Below are 16,860 nucleotides of genomic sequence, written 5' to 3'. Positions count from 1 at the left end.
GTTAACAAGGCGAAAACACACTGCCTTACCAACTCCTTCAGGCTTCGATGAACTGAAGCGTAACCGCTGTCGAAAACTACGCAACTCATTGTTTACCAAGGAGTTTTACGTTTCGACTGCGCCGGAAGTGGGGCGAATTATAGACTTCCAGAATCTGCCGTCAAGGGTTAATTACGCTTTTGTTGCAGAAGGTGCTTTTCTGGTCGTCAAGCGAGGGATTCTGCGCATTAGAGACGGTGCTCGCAGCACTAACAGCAGTGCGCCTATAAATGCATAGATCGCCCACTCCTTTAGATCTGCCCGAACTATCCAAAGCATATGCAGCAATCCAAGGCCAAGAATCACATAGACCAAGCGATGCAACTTTTTCCAACGGACACCCAGCCGTCGCTGACTATAACGATTGGACGTAACCGCCAGCGCCAGAAGACCAAGGAATCCCAGACTGCCGACAATAATGTACGGCCGCTTGCTTAGCTCTATCCCCAACTGAGACCAATCAAGACCAAGGATAAAAACCAGATAGGCACTCAAATGCAGGACAACATAAGCAAAGCACCACAACCCGAGCTGCCGCCGAACGGCAATCCACCCTGCCCATCCTGTCGACCTCTGTATCGGCGTCATGCTCAAGGTGATCAATAGCAGGACCAGCGCCCCCAACCCCAGTCGATCAACCAGTACTTTTCCGGGATCCGGCCCCAAGGCAAAACTCCAGGCTTCATACAGCCAGAGGAACGGCCACACCACTGCAACTATAAAGACGCTAATGCGCCACGCTGGAAAACGCATCAGTAATTCTTCCGCAGATCGAGGCCTGTATAGAGAGACGCGATTTCATCTGCGTAGCCATTGAACATCTGTGTTTCACGTACATTAGGCCTGAACAGCCCGCTCGGCAGGCGCCGCTCCCTGGCCTGAGTCCAACGCGGATGATCAACCGTCGGGTTCACGTTCGCGTAAAAGCCATACTCATCGGACGCGATGCTCTGCCAGGTGGTTTTCGGCTGCTCGCTGACCAGACTGATACGCACGATGGATTTGACGCTCTTGAACCCGTATTTCCAAGGCACCACCAAACGCAACGGAGCGCCGTTCTGGTTGGGCAGCTCACGGCCATACATGCCAACCGCAAGAATCGCCAATGGATTCATCGCCTCATCCAGACGCAGCCCTTCTACATAAGGCCAGTCGATCAAGGCAAAACCAGAGCGCTGCCCCGGCATAGTCTTGGGATCCTGCAAGGTTTCAAAACGAATGTATTTGGCCTTGGAGGTCGGCTCGACCTGACCGAGCAGTGCCGAGATGGGAAAGCCGAGCCACGGAATCACCATCGACCAGGCTTCTACGCAACGCAGGCGATAGATGCGCTCCTCCAACTGATACGGCTTCATGAAGTCCTCCAGCGCATAACGCCCTGGTTTACTCACCTCACCATCGACAACCACAGACCACGGCTCGGTTTTCAGCGCGCCAGCGTTTTGCGCGGGATCGCCCTTGTCAGTACCAAACTCATAGAAGTTGTTGTAGTGAGTCGCGTCCTTGAACGGCGTGATCGCCTCATCCTTGACGGTAACCGCCTCCCATTTGGTTGCAGGGAGTTTTTCGGAAAACCAGGAAGGCGCCTTGCCCGGCTCGACATCCGCGTGCCGAGCCGCGTTATCGGCGCTGGCCCATCGTGGCAGGCCGCTGACCGCCATACCGGCGATAGCCCCACCAAGCACACTGCGACGAGTGAGATAGAAAGACTCAGGCGTGACATCCGACTCATGACAGTCGGACGACTTGGGAAACTTGAATAACATGGCAACTCCGCAGAATTGGAGGACAGATGCACCAATAGACTGCGGAGTATGGGGGAAATTACATCACTCGGCGTTTTTGTGCCGGCGAAGACGCAACAGGTACTGCACCGGGCCAGAAGCTGCATAGGCGAGGAAAACCAGCAGCAAAATGCGAGGTGGATCGCTGAAGACCACTGCAAACACCAGCACCACAGCCAGGATCGCCACGAAAGGTACGCGGCCTTTCAAGTCCAGCTCCTTGAAGCTGTTGTACTTGATGTTGCTGACCATCAGCATCCCGGCGGCTGCAACCATCAGCGCAACCAGGAAGGACATCTTGGAGCCTTGAATCCCGTAATCGCTGAATGCCCAGACAATACCTGCAACCACACCCGCCGCTGCCGGACTGGCCAGACCGATGAAATAGCGCTTGTCTGCAGTGCCGACCTGAGTATTGAAGCGCGCCAGACGCAATGCTGCGCCCGCGACATAGATGAAGGCAACCATCCAGCCAACCTTGCCCATATCCCCAAGCGCCCAGCCAAATGCCAGCAACGCCGGCGCGACACCAAAGGCAACCATGTCCGACAGCGAGTCGTACTCGGCACCGAAGGCGCTTTGGGTATTGGTCATGCGCGCAACCCGGCCATCAAGGCCGTCGAGGACCATGGCGACGAAAATAGCGATCGCCGCGAAAGCAAAATACTTGCTCGCGCTTGCAGCATCACCGGCACTCAAGGCGCTCTGAGCGCTCATCGAGTTGATGATGGAATAGAACCCTGCGAACAGGTTCGCAGTGGTGAACAGATTCGGCAGAAGATAGATACCACGATGCCGGACTTTACGGCCTTCAGCGTCATGCCCTTCTTCGACATGCTCATCGATGGGTAGCAGGCTTTCGGCGTCAGAGGCCTGGTTTGGCTCTTCGGGACGTTCGCTCATGGACATTACCTTGCAACGGTGTGGAAAGTTTCGACAGGTGTCTGCGACAACGGTTCGGCCGCAAATGATGCAGCTTTATACCAGAACCGACCACTCAAACGAAAAAACGCGGCCTAAGCCGCGTTTTCTGTACAAACCCGTGACTTAGTTTTTGGCTTTGTCGACGATTTTGTTGGCGCCGATCCACGGCATCATCGAGCGCAGTTGCTCGCCGATGATCTCGATGCCGTGAGCGGCGTTGTTACGACGCTTGGCGGTCATCGAAGGATAGCCGGTAGCACCTTCGCTGATGAACATCTTGGCGTATTCGCCGTCCTGAATACGTTTCAGGGCATTACGCATGGCCTGACGGGATTCAGCGTTGATGACTTCAGGGCCGGTAACGTACTCGCCGTACTCGGCGTTGTTGGAGATCGAGTAGTTCATGTTGGCGATACCGCCTTCGTACATGAGGTCAACGATCAGCTTCAGTTCGTGCAGGCATTCGAAGTAGGCCATTTCTGGCGCGTAGCCAGCTTCAACCAGGGTTTCGAAACCGGCTTTGACCAGCTCAACGGTACCGCCGCACAGAACGGCTTGTTCGCCGAACAGGTCGGTTTCGGTCTCGTCCTTGAAGGTGGTTTCGATGATGCCGGTACGACCACCGCCAACGCCAGCAGCGTAGGACAGTGCAACGTTTTTGGCGTTGCCGGAAGCATCCTGATAGATAGCGATCAGGTCAGGGATACCGCCGCCTTTTACGAACTCGGAACGCACGGTGTGGCCTGGAGCCTTCGGCGCGATCATGATCACGTCGAGGTCAGCGCGTGGCACAACCTGGTTGTAGTGGATCGCGAAGCCGTGGGAGAAGGCCAGAGTGGCACCTTTCTTGATGTTCGGCTCGATTTCGTTCTTGTACAGCGCAGACTGGAACTCGTCCGGGGTCAGGATCATGACCAGGTCGGCAGCAGCAACAGCGGAAGCAACGTCAGTCACTTTCAGGCCGTGAGCTTCGGCTTTGGCAACAGTGGCCGAACCTTTACGCAGGCCTACAGTAACGTCAACGCCGGAGTCTTTCAGGTTGCACGCTTGAGCGTGGCCCTGGGAACCGTAACCGATGATGGCAACTTTCTTGCCCTGGATGATCGACAGGTCGCAGTCTTTATCGTAGAAAACTTTCATGAATTTCCCCTATATATCCAGGCCGTTCAGGCCATTCGCTAATTTGGTTTAGATGCTGAGTACTTTGTCGCCACGGGCAATCCCGGTGACGCCACTGCGTACGGTTTCCAGAATCGAGGCAGTGCCGATCGACTGAATGAAACTGTCGAGCTTGTCGCTGGTACCGGTCAGTTGAACGGTATACACGCTGGCACTGACATCGACGATCTGTCCACGATAAATATCGGTAGTGCGTTTGATCTCGGCGCGCTGGGCGCCGGTGGCCTTGACCTTGACCAGCATCAGTTCACGCTCGATATGAGCGCTTTCCGACAGGTCGACCAGCTTGACCACTTCGATCAGCTTGTTCAGGTTCTTGGTGATCTGCTCGATGATTTCATCGTGGCCAACAGTGGTCAGCGTCAGACGCGACAGGGTCGGGTCTTCGGTCGGTGCCACAGTCAGGCTTTCGATGTTGTAGTTACGCTGCGAGAACAGACCCACTACACGAGACAGAGCGCCCGGTTCGTTTTCCAGAAGCAAGGAGATAATGTGCCGCATGATTAAGTACGCTCCGTCTTGCTCAGCCACATATCGCGCATGGAGCCGTCTTTGATCTGCATCGGGTAGACGTGCTCGCTGGTGTCGACCTGGATATCAAGGAACACCAGGCGATCCTTCATGGCGAAGGCTTCTTCCATCTTCGGCTTCAAATCCTTCAGATCAGTGATGCGAATGCCCACGTGACCATAGGCTTCGGCCAGCTTGACGAAGTCAGGCAGCGATTCCATATAAGAGTGCGAGTGACGGCTGCCGTAGCTCATGTCCTGCCACTGACGAACCATCCCCAGCACGCCGTTGTTCAGGTTGACGATTTTCACAGGCAAACCGTACTGCAGGCAGGTCGACAGCTCCTGAATGTTCATCTGGATACTGCCCTCGCCCGTTACGCAGGCGACGTCAGCATCAGGGAAACTCAGCTTGACGCCCATGGCCGCCGGGAAACCGAAGCCCATCGTGCCCAGACCACCGGAGTTGATCCAGCGGTTCGGCTTGTTGAACCGGTAGTACTGCGCCGCGAACATCTGGTGCTGACCCACGTCGGAAGTCACGTAGGCATCGCCCTTGGTCACTTCGCAGAGGGTTTCGATCACGGTTTGCGGCTTGATGACGCTGCCGTCGCCCCTTTCATAAGGGAACAGACCGCGATCGCCGCGCCACTCGTCAACTTGCTTCCACCAGCTGGCAACGGACTCTTTGTTCGGGGTCTCGCCGATTTCCTTGAGGATCGCGACCATTTCGGTCAGGACGCTCTCAACCGGGCCAACGATAGGCACGTCTGCCTTGATGGTCTTGGAAATCGAAGCCGGGTCGATGTCGATGTGAATGATCTTGGCATTCGGACAGAACTTGGCCGGACCGTTGATCACGCGGTCATCGAAACGCGCGCCGACAGCAAGAATCACGTCAGCATGGTGCATGGCCAGGTTAGCGGTGTAGCTACCGTGCATGCCCAGCATTCCGATGAACTGACGGTCGGTGCCAGGGTAGGCACCCAGCCCCATCAGGGTATTGGTCACTGGCAGGTTGAGCATTTGCGCCAGCTCGGTCAGCGGCGCGGAGCCACCGCCGAGGATCACGCCGCCGCCTGAATACAGCACGGGACGCTTGGCCGCCAGAAGCATTTCTGCTGCCTTGCGGATTTGCCCGGAGTGACCGCGAACCGCCGGGCTGTAGGAACGCAGCTTGGCTTTTTTCGGGAAGACGTATTCGAATTTTTCGGCCGGGTTGGTCATGTCTTTCGGGATATCGACAACGACAGGACCAGGACGACCGGATTGCGCCAGGTAGAACGCTTTCTTCATGACTTCCGGGATTTCCGACGCGTGCTTGATCATGAAGCTGTGCTTCACGATTGGCCGGGAGATACCGATCATGTCGGTTTCCTGGAACGCATCGGTGCCTACCATGGTGCTAGGCACCTGGCCGGAAATGATCACCATCGGAATGGAGTCCATGTAGGCCGTGGCAATACCGGTGATGGCGTTGGTTGCGCCCGGGCCGGAGGTCACCAGTACCACACCGGCTTTACCGGTAGCACGGGCATAGCCGTCAGCCATATGGGTCGCAGCCTGCTCATGACGAACCAGGATGTGGGTCACTTCCGGTTCTTTGAACAGGGCATCGTATACATGAAGGAGAGCACCACCCGGGTACCCGTAGATATATTTGACGCCTTCGTCACGCAAAAAGCGGACGAGCATCTCACCGCCAGATAAAAGCTCCACGTTGTTCACCTCTAAAACGCCAGAATACCGCCCACACAAGGGGACGGGTCTTAATAGGTTTACTTCTCAGCAGAGCATGAGCGACGGTGGTCGCCGACTACGTCAGCACTGACTGAGCAAGTATTGGGATCGTCCCAAGTGTTGCGGGGCTTTCCCACCCAGCGCGAGGTAACGCGTTGCGGGTGTAACAGGTCGGCGCGGATGTGCGCCTCATGATCTGCCGAGTGGGTCTGCTTCTGGCAGTCCCTCTACAGCGGACTTTGGATTCTTCTGTTTCGCCCTCTGCAAGTCAAGCCGTCAATGTGCTTTATTCGAACTAAGCGCATGAGAACGCAAGAAAAAACCCATAAACAGCAGGTGTGTTAGCTTCAATTGCGCAACCCACGACAAGGAAACGGCATGCGAATACATTTCTTCACCGCCAGTCTGCTGATCAGCCTGAGCCCTTTGTGCATGGCCGGTCCGATCTACAAATGGATCGATGACCAGGGCGTTACCCATTTCGATGCTCAGCCGCCCCAGGGCCAGGAAGCCAGCACCGTGGTGAAACCCGCCCTGCCCGCCGGCAAACCGACCGCGCCACCGCACAGCAGCGCTATAGGCGATCAACAGGTCATCGACAGCACAGTGAAAAAGCAGGTCGCCGAGCAGCAAGCCCAGCTCAAGACGTTCTGCGAACAGGCACGAACGAACCTGGCTCATCTGCAGAACAATCCGAGATTACGCGAGGAAGTCGACGGTGAGATGCGCCGCCTGACAGACCAACAGCGTCAGGAACGCATCACCGAAACACAAAAACAGATCAAGGATAACTGCCAGTAGGCACTGGCAGTTCCGGCTTAGCGGGAGGCCGTGATGAGCTGATCGAACTCTTTGAGCAAGGCTTGCAACTGCTGATCCTTGCCCCGGACATTACGCGAAGCGAAGACCATCTCGGCCATTTCCTGAATGCCCGAGGCATTCGGCAGTGGCAGGTTGTTCTCAAGGATGACTTTCATGCGTGGCAGGAAGATCCATTGCAGCCACTGCTCGAAATCCAGCGTATCGACGGAAAATGGCTCGACACTGGCCAGCGCTTCAGCGCTTGGCGGGACCTCGTCCCACCAGCCCTGAAGACGCAACTCGCGCTCGATCAGCAGCAGCTGTTCAGCGATCTTCGGAAAGCGGACATCCATCAGAGCGAAACCTTGGCCTTTTGACGAGCCTGCGCCGCGCCTGCGGAGTCGCCCTGTTTCTCACGCGCCTGGGCGATCAGTTCCCACAGGCTTGCCTGCAGATCCGGACGCCCATTGGCAAACGTCAAACCGCGGCGAGCGAACTGCTCGGCTTGCGCTGCATCACCCTGAGCCAAGCGCACCTGCGCCAGACGATAAAGTACTTGTGGCTCACGCGGAGCAACCCGCTGAGCACGCTCAAGGCTGGAGGACGCACCATTGAGATCGCCGCTCGCCTGTTGCTGCTGCGCGGTGGTCAGCAAGGCCAGCACCGGACCATCCAGCTGCTCGTCGGCAGACAAACCGCCGGCGCTGCTGGCGGAAGGAATCCCGCTCGGCGTCGATGGCATGCTGTAGTTACCCTGATTGATTGGCGCCGACTGCAGCGGTCCGCTGTCGACCGGACCCGGCGTGATCGGACCGGAGCTGATCGGGCCAGGGCTGATCGGTTGAGTGCTGATTGGCGTCGACGTCGTCGCACCACCGCCCGGAATCATCACCACCACGCCAGTGTCACCCTGCGGGATCGCCTGAGTCTGGGCTTGCGCCGGACGTTTCACGGTGCTTTTGCGGAAACCGCCATTGGCAGAGATCCGCTCACTGTTGGACACGGCCGTACCGGAGTCGACCACTGGAATCGAGCCGTGCTGCACACTGGAGCAGCCGCTGAGCAAAGCCAGGGCTGTCACCGTAACCGCTGGAATAAACCACTTGTTCACTTGAAACCCTCTTTGCTTAATTCATCCAGCCCTTGACCCAATCCATCACCGATTCGCCTGGCGAGGGGCCTGAACCACCGCACGCAGCGCCAGGAGGCGGTTCGCTGCCGCGAATATACGGCATCTGCACCGCGCCAGGGCAGCTGGCTTCAGAACCCTGCCCGGTGCGCGAATCGACCCAGGCCTGAACGATATTATCCGGCTGTGGCATATCCAGCGGCAACGGGTCGGCCTTGCGCATGAAACTGGTCCAGACTTGCAGTGCACCCGTGGCACCGGTGAACGGCGTCTTGCCGTTGTCATCGCGACCCAGCCAGACCACTGCCAGCAGATCCTGGCTGAAACCGGCGAACCAGCTGTCTCGCGAGTCGTTACTGGTACCGGTTTTACCCGCCAGCGTCAGCGTCTTGGGCAGCACGTTGTAAACCGAGCTGCCGGTACCTTCACGCATCACGCGCTGCATGGCGCTCTGGATCAGGTAGATGGAAGCCGGATCGAAACGCTGCTGAATCTGGAACGGATAACGCTTGAGCGGCTGACCTTCGGCGGTCAGTACGCTGCGAATCCCGCGCATCGGCGTGTTGAAACCGCCGTTGGCCAGGGTCTGGTACATGGTTGCCACTTCGATCGGCGTCATGCCACCCGCCCCCAGCAACATCGACGGGAAGGCCGGAAACTCGCGAGTGATGCCCAGACGCCCAAGGGTTTTCAGGACGTTCGGCACACCGACTTCCAAGCCCAGACGCGCAGTCGACAGGTTGTAGGAGTGCGCCAGCCCCTGGTACAGGAAAACCGTACCGTGGGAGCGACGATCATAGTTCTGCGGTTTCCAGACCTGACCATCTGCGCCTTTGACCGAGAAGGACTCATCGGACAGCCAACTGGTCAAGGTGTACTGGCTCGGCTTTTCAAGCGCGGTCAGGTATACCGCCGGCTTGATCAGGGAACCGATTGGCCGCACGGCATCCAGCGCCCGGTTGAAGCCGGCAAAACTGGCCTGGCGACTACCGATCATCGCCTGGACCTCACCGGTTTCAGGGTTGGTCACGACCATCGCCGCTTCAACGTCTTCCGAACCTTTGCGACCGGCAAGGCGCTTGAAGGTATCGTTGACCGAGGCTTCGGCCTTCATCTGCAGGATCGGATCGAAACTGGTGAAGATCCGCAGACCTTCTTCGGTCAAGTCTTCGTCGCGGTAGTCTTCGCGCAACTGACGCTTGACCAGATCGAGGAAGCCCGGGAACGAACTGTCGGCCAGACTGCCGCGCTTGGTCACACCCAGCGGCATTTTCTTCGCCGCAGCGACTTGCTCGGCGGTAGCGACCCCTTGCTGCTCCAGCAAATCGAGCACCAGATTGCGTCGTTCAAGCGCGCGCTCCGGATAGCGACGCGGGTTGTAGTAGGACGGCCCTTTGACCATGCCTACCAGCAACGCGACTTGATGCAACTTTAGTTCGGACAGCGGCTGACTGAAGAAGAACTGACTGGCCAGACCAAAACCGTGCACGGCGCGCTGGCCGTCCTGACCGATGAACACTTCATTGAGGTAAGCCTCAAGAATGTCTGGCTTGCTGTAGTGCAACTCAAGCAGCATCGCCATCATCGCTTCGGTCAGCTTGCGGCTCAGGCTGCGTTCGTTGGTCAGGTAGAAGTTCTTGACCAATTGCTGCGTCAACGTACTACCGCCCTGACGCATTTGCCCGGCCGATGTGTTGACCCAAACGGCCCGCATGATCGACTTCGGCGACACACCGAAGTGGTGATAGAAGTCGCGGTCTTCCACCGCCACCAGCGTATCGAGCAGATACGGCGGAACCTGATCGATCTTGATCAGAATGCGGTCTTCAAGGTTTTTCGGGTAAAGGCCACCGATCAACAGCGGCTCGAGGCGCACCACCGACAGTTTTGAACCGTTGGTCGACGACAGCTCGGCGACGTAATCGCCAGAGAAACGCACGCGCACCGGTTGAGCCTGCTCCAAACCCTCATAGAACTGGAACCCACGGGTGTTCAAATCGACGGTATTGCCGTTGACCGATGCCGCGCCCGGTCCATTGGCCACGCTTTCACGGCGATAACCCAGGGCGTCGAGTTCGATGAGAAAGTCATCCTTGCTGAGCTTTTGTCCGACGAACAGCTCGAGCGGACGCGCATAAACCTTGGCCGGAATGGTCCAGCGCTTGCCGGAGAACTTCTCCTGGACCACGGCATCGAGGTAAACCGCGAAGCCTGCCAGCACTACGAGGCCGACCAGACTGAGCTTGAGCGCCCAGCCTAACCAGGGGCGCAGGCCGCCAGAAGGAGGTTTTTTAGGGGAACGAGGGGATCGGGTACGAGTCATGGCGGCGGATTATACGCACTTTATTCCTGATCAACATGAGCCCCGCGAGGTTTGCGTTAGCCCGGCTTGCCGCCATAATGTTGCCCTTGAATTTTCCCAGACTCTGAAGGATCACCTGTGAGCCAGTCCTTGATCGCTGCCCTGCAAAACCCGGCCCTCTACCCGCATCCTGTAGAGGGATTCCAGGTCATCGAGACGCACATCTCCTGGGTGCTGCTCACTGGCCCCTATGCTTATAAAGTGAAGAAGCCGGTCAATTTCGGCTTCCTCGACTTCACCAGTCTCGAGTCGCGCGAACATTTCTGCGGCGAAGAGTTGCGCCTGAACCAGCGTCTGACCAACGATTTGTACCTTGAAGTGTTGCCGATCACCGGCAGCATTGAAGCGCCGCAATTGGGCGGCACCGGTCCAGTGCTCGATTACGCGCTGAAAATGCGCCAGTTCCCACAAAGCCAGTTACTCAGCACCCTACAAGCCAATGGCGAGCTGACGACTGCGCATATCGACGAGGTGGCCAGGCAGATCGCCCGGTTCCACCTCAACGCGCCGAAGGTTCCGGCAGCTCATGAAGCCGGCACGCCTGAAAGCGTCATGGCGCCTGTGCAGCAGAACTTCGAACAAATCCGCCCGTTCCTCAGCGATAAAGCCGACCTGTTGCAACTCGACGCCCTGCAAGCCTGGGCCGAGAGCAGCTTCGAACGCCTAAAACCCCTGCTGGCCCAACGTAAGGCCGAAGGCTTCATCCGTGAATGCCACGGTGATATCCATTTGGGTAATGCCACCGTGATCGACGGCAACGTGGTGATTTTCGACTGCATCGAATTCAACGAGCCGTTCCGCTTTACCGACGTCTATGCCGACACCGGTTTCCTGGCGATGGACCTCGAAGACCGCGGCCTGAAAAGCCTGGCTCGCCGCTTCATGAGCCAATACCTGGAGCTGACCGGCGACTATCAGGGCCTTGAGCTGCTGAATTTCTATAAAGCCTACCGCGCACTGGTTCGCGCCAAGGTCAGCCTGTTCAGCATGCCCGCCGAGGCCGATCCGGTGCAACGCGCCACCACCCTGCGCCAGTACCGCAACTACGCCAACCTGGCGGAAAGCTACAGCACCATTCCATCGCGCTTCATGGCGATCACCCACGGTGTTTCCGCCGTAGGTAAAAGCTACGTAGCCATGCGCCTGGTAGAAGCACTGGGTGCGATTCGCCTGCGTTCCGATGTCGAGCGCAAGCGTCTGTTCGGTGAACAGCACGTACCGAACGACCCGCAAGCCGGCATCTACAGCGCCGACGCCAGTGCCGCCACCTATTCCCGCCTGCATGAAATTGCTGGCGTGATTCTGCGCGCCGGTTTCCCGGTGGTCATCGACGCGACTTACCTCAAGCGTGAACAACGCGACAGCGCGGCAAAAATCGCCGAAGCGACCGGTGCGCCATTCCTTATTCTTGATTGCAACGCGCCACAAGCCGTGATCGAGAGCTGGCTCGCGCAGCGTCAGGCAGACAAAAACGATCCGTCCGACGCCAACCTGGCCATTATCGCCGCTCAACAAGCCAATCGCGAGCCACTGACTCCAGCAGAGATACTCTGCAGCAAACGCGTTCAGACCAATGAAAGCGGGACCCTCGACACCGTGGTCGCGCAGATTCGTCAACGTCTGCCGGGGCTGTAAGAAACTATATTCAGGCGCGAAGCCCTGACCGGCTTCACGCTTGCAAAATAGTGGCACTATACTGGCGTCATAAAACCAACAGGTGACACCATGAGCCAGCCGAAACTTCTCGACACCCCGCTATTTGCCCTGCTGCACAAAGACGACATCGAAGGCTTCAATCGCGAAAGGCCCAAGTCCGGGCCTATCGATATGGTGGGCGGCGACTTTCGTGGCCTTGACCTGCGCGAGCTGAATGCCGAAGGTGTTGATTTCAGCGATGCCTACTTCCGCTCTGCCGACCTGCGCGGCATTGATTTTCGTGATTCGTCCCTGGAAGGCGCGAGCCTGGCCCACGCACAAATCTCCGGCGCTTACTTCCCCTCCGAGCTGAGCGCTGACGAAATTCTCATGTCGATGAATTTCGGTACTCGCCTGCGCTACCGCACCCGCTAACACCTACCGTCACCTGAATCCGGTGCCCCGCCGCGCGCCGGACTGCATGCACGATCATCCCAAGTCATTTCCTGTCGCCGCTACTGCCCTTTCCAGAACTATCGGGTAGAACGCCTTAGAAGTTTTTGCGTTCAAACTGACCAAACAACCACGCTTTTCCTACTGACCGCTACACTCCTGTGAGGCTTGCCCACGCACTCTTCGGCTGTCGCAAGGAGGCTTGATGAATGATGAACTGCAACACCTGAAAAACCTTGGCAAGACATCGGCGCAATGGCTGCATGCCGTGGGCATCCACAGCGCCTCGGACTTGCGCCGTCTGGGCGCGGTGGATGCTTATCGGGCGGTACGCACTCGCGGGTTTCGTGCCTCGAAGGTGTTGTTGTATGCGATTGAGGGGGCGCTGATGGATGTGCACTGGAACGATATCCCCGCCGATCGCAAGGAAGCACTCAATAAACAGCTTGAAGCCATTTCGTCACGTCACAAGGTCTAAAGCCCGGCATTTACAGGTAATCCAGACAAGTTTTGGTAAAAGCGCAAAGAAATCAGAAAACAGCGATTGACTATGAAATGAGAATCGTTATTATTATCGCATCTGATCGCGAGATCAGCTGATCTTCTGAAAGACCATTGGTTTGGACTTTCGGATTATCTCCTCATCAGGCTAATCACGGTTATTTGACCCGGCTCTTGCCGGGTCTTTTTTTGCCTGTCGAAAAGAGCTTCGCGAGATATGCCGACTGCTTGTTACTGACGCATTTGCGCGCAACAGTCCTGCACGGGTCGATCGGCCGTGTACCAGACGTAATCCGCCGATGCCGACGAGACCGCAGCCCCCTTCTCTGCCAGCATCACCACCACGGGCGCCGAATGCTCACCCAGATCCTGCACATGCAGCGGTACGCCAATGTCCAGCCGCGCATGATAAGCGCCGGCAAACAACAGTGCCGGCGCGGGCGCTGCCAGCAGTTGTTCGGCCATTTGCCGATCACGTTGTTGCTGAACCGCCAGCATCGCCGGCATCCGGCTTTCGGGTAACAACCCGCAATGAGACTCGCGGATTTGCGCCAGCAACTCATTCCTGACCGCTGGCGCATTCGACCGGGTTCCGCTTACGGCCGGCGCTTGCTTGTACATACGCCGAACGTCAGTCGAGTCCAGATTCGCCGCCAGTAACGGATAGGGCTGAGCCAGGGCATACCGCACAATCGGCCCATACAGATTCCAGTCCCAACCCGATTGCCAAGCCAACGCCGCCGGCAAATCGGCAGGCCAGCGGGCGATGTCCAACGCATGGATGTCATCGACACGCGCCTGCTGATCCGGCGTCAGCATTTCCAGCAGCACGCTGCCCTGAGCACGGCGCTGGGCCAGTGCCTGCAATAACCACAGTTGCACATGATGGTGATCAGGATTGTCATGCTGCTCGCCAACAATCAGTCGTTGCGCCCCGGCCAACCGTTCGGCCAGCGCTTGCGCACTCAGACGCTGACCGCTATGCAGATCGCGAATCACACCAGCCGGTTGATCCACGGCACTGGGTGCCACGTTTTGACAGGACATCAGTAACAACAGCGCCAGAATCAATATCCCACGCATGAGGTCACCTCAACGGGCGATGATCAGCGGATGCCCGCGCTCCGGGTGCGGCTGCACCAACACATCCAGCCCGAACACGGCTTTGAGCGGTTCCGGCCGCAGCACCTGCTGCGGCGTGTCCAACGCATGCGGACGGCCACCTTCGAGCAACAGAATACGATCACAGTAACGCGCCGCCAGATTCAGGTCATGCAGAATCACCAGCACCGCCGCACCGCGATCTGCGAATTCACGAATCGCCAGCAAAGTGGTGTGTTGATGCAGCGGATCAAGCATCGACGTCGGCTCATCGAGCAACAAGGTTTGCCCGACCTCCCCCGGCCAAAGCTGCGCCAGCACCCGCGCCAGGTGCACACGCTGGCGTTCACCGCCGGACAGGGCCAGGTAGCTGCGACCACTCAAATGCCCGACATCGGCGGCCTGCAAGGCGGCAGCGACAATTTCGTCATCGCGCACCCGGCCTGTTTGATGCGGTAAACGGCCCATGCCGACCACTTCCTCGACGCGGAAAGCAAAATCCAGGGTCGAGGTCTGTGGCAATACCGCCAGGCGTTGCGCCCGTTGTGCGCCATCCCACTGGCTCAGTTCGCGCTGATCGAGCCAGACACGACCATGATCTGGACGCAACTCGCCACATAACGCTCCGAGCAAAGTACTTTTGCCCGCGCCGTTGGGGCCCAGCACCCCGAGGACTTCACCTGGTTTAAGCTCAAGATCGATGTCTGCCAGGACGATTTTCTTGCCGCGGCAGATCTGCAGGTTTTCCACACGCAGCATCAGGCGCGACCTCGTAACAGCAAATACAGAAAAAACGGTGCGCCGATAAACGCGGTAACGATACCAATCGGCAATTCCGCCGGGGCCAGCGCCAACCGCGCCACCAAGTCGGCAAACAGCAACAGGCTGGCGCCCGCGAGGACCGAAGCCGGCAACAGCACGCGATGATCGGGCCCCGCCAACAGTCGCACCAGATGAGGCACCACCAGCCCGACAAAACCGATCATCCCCGCCGCCGCAACAGCAGCGCCGACGCCCAGTGCCGTGCAGAACACCAGCTCACGCTTGAGCCCTTCGACGTTGATCCCCAAATGACTGGCCTCGGACTCACCGAGCAACAGCGCATTCAACGCCTTGGCCCGGCGCGGCAACCACAGCGCTACTGCGGCGCTCACCAGCAACAATGGCCACAGTCGCGCATAGCTGGCGCCATTCAGGCTGCCCAGGTTCCAGAAGGTCAGCGTACGCAAGGTCGCGTCGTCCGCCAGATAGGTGAACAAACCCACCGCCGAACTGGCCAGTGCCGTCAGAGCAATCCCTGCCAGCAACATGGTTGCTACGTTGGTCTGGCCGTTACGCCGACCAAGACGGTAAACCAGTGTCGTCACCCCGAGCCCGCCCAGAAACGCACACAGCGATAACAGGTAAGGGCCGATTACCTCAGGCAAGCCGCCAAACAGCGCACCGCCAACAATCGCAATCGCCGCGCCCAAGGCTGCACCACTGGAAACGCCGACCAACCCCGGATCCGCCAGCGGATTGCGGAACAACCCCTGCATCGCTACGCCCGACAACGCCAGCACACCACCCACTGCCAGACCGAGCAAGGTACGCGGCAAACGAATCTGTCCGAGAATCAGTTCAGCCTGTTCCAGCCCTTCAGCAGGAATCGGCAGACCGATCAAACGCATCGCGGCGCGCAACGTATCGAACAGCGGCAAGCTGACCGGGCCCAGGGCCAATGACAGCCAGATCGCCAGTAACCACAGCAGACTCAGACCGATGAATAAAGAGCGTGGTTTAACCAGAGTCGTCATGGGGCGGTGTTTACCTTAGCCGATTCAGCGGGATAGAACCCGGAGGACAACGTCACCAGGCTCAAAGGCAAGCGCGGCCCCAAGCCGCCAACCAACAGCGTCGGGTCCAGCTCGAACACCCGCCCGGCCTTGGCCGCCGGCGTCGAGGCGAGAATCGGGTTTTCCTTGAATAACGCGGCGCGCGCGGCGTCACCGGTCAGCGCCCGGTCGGCAAACACCAGCACGTCTGGCGTCAGGCCCGCGAGGGACTCAACGGAAAAAGGCTTGTAACCGGTATGGGTCGCCAGGTTATGCCCACCCGCCTGCTGCAACAACCAATCGGCTGCGGTGCCCTTGCCAGCGATCAGCGGTTTGCCGCCAGCGTGCCCCAGCAACAACAACACGCCCGGCGCTGTTTGTTTGGTCTGGGCCTGGCTGACCCAGGCTTTCTGCTGCTCAAGTTGCCGTTGATAACCCTGGAACAACGCCGTGGCCTGAGGCGCGCTACCGAGCAATTTACCCAAGTGCTGCAAGTTGCCTTGCAGGGTTGGCAAGTCAGGTTGTGCAGAGAACAGCTCAACCTGCACCCCGGCACTGCGAATCTGCGACAACACTGGCGGCGGGCCCATTTCTTCGGTGCCAATGAGAATCTGCGGACGCAAACTCAGGATGCCCTCTGCCGACAATTGCCGCTGATAACCGATACTTGGCAAGGCCTTGAGCGATTCGGGATGTTGGCTGGTGCTGTCGACACCGACCAGTTTCGACTCGCCGCCCAACGCACTCACCCACTCCGACAAAGCCCCGCCGGCACTGACCCAGCGTTGCGGCAATTCGGTCGCTTGAGCCCCATGGTTGACCAAAAGTCCGACACAGAGCGCAATAGCGCTGGTACTCAGGCGCATAACAGGGTTTCCTTTGAGGAGTT

17 protein-coding genes are annotated in these 16,860 nt (G+C 58.2%); 4 read left to right on the top strand and 13 right to left on the bottom strand.

Annotation, left to right across the window (positions count from 1 at the left end; all coding sequences use genetic code 11):
- Positions 1–171: 171 nt before the first annotated feature.
- The 6 genes from msrQ to HK44_RS08580 all read right to left on the bottom strand — a co-directional run bounded on the left by msrQ (position 172) and on the right by HK44_RS08580 (position 6,154).
- The gene (gene msrQ, locus HK44_RS08605; RefSeq protein ID WP_019691689.1) at positions 172–792 is read right to left on the bottom strand and encodes a protein-methionine-sulfoxide reductase heme-binding subunit MsrQ; all 621 of its coding nucleotides are present in this window, start codon (positions 790–792) and stop codon (positions 172–174) included.
- Entirely contained in the window at positions 792–1,805 is a 1,014-nt protein-coding gene (gene msrP / locus HK44_RS08600; RefSeq protein WP_019691688.1) for a protein-methionine-sulfoxide reductase catalytic subunit MsrP, read from the bottom strand. Before msrP ends, msrQ begins: the two co-directional genes overlap by 1 nt.
- Before the next feature lie 63 nt (positions 1,806–1,868).
- Positions 1,869–2,726 carry a CDP-diacylglycerol--serine O-phosphatidyltransferase gene (pssA, locus tag HK44_RS08595; protein ID WP_019691687.1) on the bottom strand — a complete coding sequence of 286 codons (858 nt, stop codon included), beginning with the start codon at positions 2,724–2,726 and terminating at the stop codon, positions 1,869–1,871.
- A 144-nt stretch (positions 2,727–2,870) separates the two neighbouring features.
- The gene (ilvC, locus tag HK44_RS08590) at positions 2,871–3,887 is read right to left on the bottom strand and encodes a ketol-acid reductoisomerase (protein WP_003185459.1); all 1,017 of its coding nucleotides are present in this window, start codon (positions 3,885–3,887) and stop codon (positions 2,871–2,873) included.
- A 48-nt stretch (positions 3,888–3,935) separates the two neighbouring features.
- The gene (gene ilvN / locus HK44_RS08585; protein WP_003205610.1) at positions 3,936–4,427 is read right to left on the bottom strand and encodes an acetolactate synthase small subunit; all 492 of its coding nucleotides are present in this window, start codon (positions 4,425–4,427) and stop codon (positions 3,936–3,938) included.
- Positions 4,428–4,429: 2 nt separating this feature from the next.
- Entirely contained in the window at positions 4,430–6,154 is a 1,725-nt protein-coding gene (locus HK44_RS08580; RefSeq protein ID WP_024264810.1) for an acetolactate synthase 3 large subunit, read from the bottom strand.
- Positions 6,155–6,553: 399 nt separating this feature from the next.
- Between HK44_RS08580 and HK44_RS08575 the strand changes: the two genes are divergently transcribed.
- Complete coding sequence (locus tag HK44_RS08575; RefSeq protein ID WP_019691685.1) at positions 6,554–6,976, top strand: DUF4124 domain-containing protein; 423 nt, start codon at positions 6,554–6,556, stop codon at positions 6,974–6,976.
- Between the two features lie 17 nt (positions 6,977–6,993).
- On the opposite strand, the gene HK44_RS08570 is transcribed toward HK44_RS08575, so the two are convergent.
- The 3 genes from HK44_RS08570 to mrcB are packed head-to-tail and all read right to left on the bottom strand — an operon-like array spanning position 6,994 to position 10,428.
- Entirely contained in the window at positions 6,994–7,329 is a 336-nt protein-coding gene (locus HK44_RS08570; RefSeq protein ID WP_019691684.1) for a YqcC family protein, read from the bottom strand.
- Positions 7,329–8,087, bottom strand: coding sequence for a tetratricopeptide repeat protein (locus tag HK44_RS08565; RefSeq protein WP_019691683.1), 759 nt, complete (start codon positions 8,085–8,087; stop codon positions 7,329–7,331). Before HK44_RS08565 ends, HK44_RS08570 begins: the two co-directional genes overlap by 1 nt.
- 16 nt (positions 8,088–8,103) lie before the next feature.
- Positions 8,104–10,428 carry a penicillin-binding protein 1B gene (mrcB, locus tag HK44_RS08560; RefSeq protein ID WP_019691682.1) on the bottom strand — a complete coding sequence of 775 codons (2,325 nt, stop codon included), beginning with the start codon at positions 10,426–10,428 and terminating at the stop codon, positions 8,104–8,106.
- Between the two features lie 117 nt (positions 10,429–10,545).
- Here mrcB and HK44_RS08555 point away from each other — a divergent pair, with 117 nt between their 5' ends.
- From HK44_RS08555 to HK44_RS08545, 3 genes are all read left to right on the top strand, one after another.
- A complete protein-coding gene (locus HK44_RS08555; RefSeq protein ID WP_019691681.1) occupies positions 10,546–12,102 on the top strand; it encodes an AAA family ATPase in 1,557 nt (518 codons plus the stop codon).
- 90 nt (positions 12,103–12,192) lie between these two features.
- Complete coding sequence (locus HK44_RS08550) at positions 12,193–12,537, top strand: pentapeptide repeat-containing protein (protein WP_019691680.1); 345 nt, start codon at positions 12,193–12,195, stop codon at positions 12,535–12,537.
- 223 nt (positions 12,538–12,760) lie between these two features.
- Entirely contained in the window at positions 12,761–13,033 is a 273-nt protein-coding gene (locus HK44_RS08545) for a TfoX/Sxy family protein (RefSeq protein WP_019691679.1), read from the top strand.
- A gap of 254 nt (positions 13,034–13,287) precedes the next feature.
- Here HK44_RS08545 and HK44_RS08540 read toward each other — a convergent pair whose 3' ends face one another.
- From HK44_RS08540 to HK44_RS08525, 4 genes are read right to left on the bottom strand one after another with little or no spacing between them, the layout of a single operon-like run.
- Entirely contained in the window at positions 13,288–14,139 is an 852-nt protein-coding gene (locus HK44_RS08540) for a ChaN family lipoprotein (protein ID WP_019691678.1), read from the bottom strand.
- A gap of 9 nt (positions 14,140–14,148) precedes the next feature.
- A complete protein-coding gene (locus HK44_RS08535; RefSeq protein WP_019691677.1) occupies positions 14,149–14,916 on the bottom strand; it encodes a heme ABC transporter ATP-binding protein in 768 nt (255 codons plus the stop codon).
- Positions 14,916–15,953: a FecCD family ABC transporter permease gene (locus tag HK44_RS08530; protein ID WP_019691676.1), complete on the bottom strand. Its 1,038-nt coding sequence runs from the start codon at positions 15,951–15,953 to the stop codon at positions 14,916–14,918. The genes HK44_RS08535 and HK44_RS08530 overlap by 1 nt, the downstream gene beginning before the upstream one ends.
- Positions 15,950–16,837: a heme/hemin ABC transporter substrate-binding protein gene (locus HK44_RS08525; RefSeq protein WP_019691675.1), complete on the bottom strand. Its 888-nt coding sequence runs from the start codon at positions 16,835–16,837 to the stop codon at positions 15,950–15,952. Before HK44_RS08525 ends, HK44_RS08530 begins: the two co-directional genes overlap by 4 nt.
- Positions 16,838–16,860 lie beyond the last annotated feature (23 nt).

This window comes from Pseudomonas fluorescens HK44, assembly GCF_000217955.3.
Lineage (GTDB): Bacteria > Pseudomonadota > Gammaproteobacteria > Pseudomonadales > Pseudomonadaceae > Aquipseudomonas > Aquipseudomonas fluorescens_AQ.
The sequence above is the reverse complement of the archived record's forward strand: the minus strand, read 5'-3'. Positions and strand labels throughout refer to the sequence as shown.